Annotated in this window: 2 protein-coding genes; both read right to left on the bottom strand. The window is 33.1% G+C overall.

What is annotated here, in order from left to right; translation table 11 throughout:
• Positions 1–251, bottom strand: a 251-nt coding sequence (locus A7D14_RS20275) for an OadG family protein (RefSeq protein WP_218058556.1), incomplete at its 3' end; no start/stop codon positions are given.
• Between the two features lie 10 nt (positions 252–261).
• Positions 262–2,472 carry a peptidase domain-containing ABC transporter gene (locus tag A7D14_RS17895; RefSeq protein WP_036382869.1) on the bottom strand — a complete coding sequence of 737 codons (2,211 nt, stop codon included), beginning with the start codon at positions 2,470–2,472 and terminating at the stop codon, positions 262–264.
• Positions 2,473–2,510 lie beyond the last annotated feature (38 nt).

The following is a 2,510-nucleotide window of genomic DNA, read 5'->3' as shown; positions in this document are numbered from 1 at the left end:
TCTATTTTCTCATTGGTTTTTTTCCTTAAATAGCTAATAGACTTACTAATATTTAATTCAACAGGGCTATTTATGGTTTCTTTGTAACTAATGAGATTGATTAAAATAATTAGAAACATTAAAACAATGAATACAATTGTAATTCCCCACTTGATTATCCAGTTCGGGGGTTTACCAAGAATTTGATTAACCTCATCTGACCGGTCAATCAAAAGGTCTTTATTCTCTAGTTCATTTTTTTCTTTTAACATTTAAGTTTAATTAGTTCGAACCAAGTTCTAATTGGTTTTTAACCAGTGAATAATAAACTGCTTTTTTACCAACTAGTTGAGTATGGTTCCCATTTTCTACTATTTTTCCTTTTTCCAGAACAACAATTTGATCAGCATTTTTAACAGTACTTAGCCTGTGAGCAATTATGATTACAGTTTTCCCCTTATAGAATTCTTGAAGATTTTTCATTATGACCCTTTCGTTGCTTGCATCAAGTGCACTGGTAGCTTCATCAAAAAAGATATAATCTGGATTTTTGTAAACTGCACGGGCAATTAAAATACGTTGTTTTTGTCCTCCGCTGATTTTCATTCCCGAAATACCTATTTTGGTATTGTATCCATGTGGCTGTTTTTCAATAAATTCTTTTATGTTTGCAGCGGCTACAGCATAATTAAGTCTTTCTTGATCGATGGCCCCCTCAGAATCAGATTCGGTAATGTTTCGTGCGATCGTATCATTGAAAATAAAACCTTCTTGCATGACCGACCCACAGGCATTTCTCCAAACATTGGTATTTATTTTCTTTAAATCATGCCCGCCTACACATATTTCTCCTTCATTAGGTACATAGAATTTTAATAACAGTTTTAACAGTGTTGTTTTCCCACTACCACTTGTGCCAACAATAGCAGTAACTTTTCCTTTTGGAATTTTTAAGTCTATATTTTCTAAAACAGCAGGTGAAGATTTTCCGCCATATCTAAAATTCACGCACTTTAGCTCTATTGTATTATCTTCTGGTATTATTTGAAGAGTACTGTTTTCGGGACTTACTTCATCCTTTTCATTATGGATTTCTGAGAGCCTTTCGAGACTTATTTTCGCATCTTGACCATTTTGTACAAAGGTTATAAAATTGTTAATGGGTAGGTTAAGTTGGCCTATTATGTATTGAACTGATAACATGATACCCAATGTTATTTCACCATCAATAACCAATTTAGCTGAGATGAATGTAATAAGAATGTTTTTAAGCTCATTTAAGAAACGACCTCCAGTAATTTGTGTCTGAGATAATTTCAATCTTTTCATTGAATTTTCAAACAATCGAACTTGTATTGCCTCCCACTCCCATCTACGACGTCTCTCAGACCCGTTCAGTTTTATTTCTTGTATGCCCGAAATTAGTTGGAATAGGCTACTTTGATTATCAGAGGACTCATCAAATCTTTTGTAGTCTAGCTCTGCCCGTTTTTTCATAAAAATAAGTGCCCAGATTATATAAAGCATTGACCCCAAAAAAAATATTGAAAAGATTAGATGACTATAATACCATAAGACCCACCCGAAAATAACAATGTTAAAAGCTGAAAATATTGTATTGATGGTGGTTGTTGACAAAAAGTTTTGTATTCTTCTATGGTCATGTATTCTTTGTATAATGTCTCCCGTGTTTTTTGAATCAAAAAAGGCTATCGGAAGTCTCATCAATTTCACTAAAAAATCGGATATTAAATGAATATTTACCCTTGTTGTTATATGAAGAAGAATCCATCCCCTTACTACCTCCACAGTTGTTTGGGAAATAAATAGAGTTAATTGTGCAATTAGAATTAGATAAATAAAGTTTAATTCTTGATATCTTATTCCTTGATCAACAATGGCTTGGGTTAAGAAAGGTAGTATCAATTGTATAAGGCTGCCTATGATTAGGCCAAGAAATAATTGAAACACCTGTTTCCGATAGGGTCGAAAATACGACAATAAGAAAGATAGGTTATATCTGTTTTCAGAAGATTCCTTTCCTGAATAGAATTTAGGAGTTGGTTCCAATATCAAGACCGACCCCAGGCCTTTACTATTATCTGCATTGCTGCCTATCCAACCAGAAATGAATTTATCTTTGGAATATTTCATAAGCCCGTGTGATGGATCCGCTACAAATACTAAGTTTTTTTTTATTCGATAAACAACAATAAAATGTCTTTGTCTCCAATGAATTATACAAGGAAGGGCAACTTTTTTTACTAATGTATTGTAGTCAATTGTAGCTCCAATTGAATGAAAACCTACACTTTCAGCTGCTTCCGAAATTCCAGCCAGGGAAACGCCAACTTTGGTAATTCCTGTTCTCTTTCTTAGAAATTCAATGGAAAAGGATTTGCCATAATATTTGGCAATCATCCGAAGACAAGTGGGGCCACAGTCCATTGAGTCCAATTGCCTGTAAAAGTTAAATTTTTTAAAAAAACACATCAAATATTAGTAAGAAAATACAACATAAAAATAAAAAA

Source organism: Allomuricauda sp. CP2A, from assembly GCF_001683915.1.
In the GTDB taxonomy this organism is placed as follows: domain Bacteria; phylum Bacteroidota; class Bacteroidia; order Flavobacteriales; family Flavobacteriaceae; genus Flagellimonas.
Note: the sequence above shows the minus strand (reverse complement) of the source record. Positions and strands in the feature narration are given on the sequence as shown.

What these genes read in the sequence shown, in the direction of transcription:
- A7D14_RS17895 (WP_036382869.1), bottom strand. Translation starts at nt 2,472, where the DNA reads ATGTGTTTTTTTAAAAAATTTAACTTTTACAGGCAATTGGACTCAATG.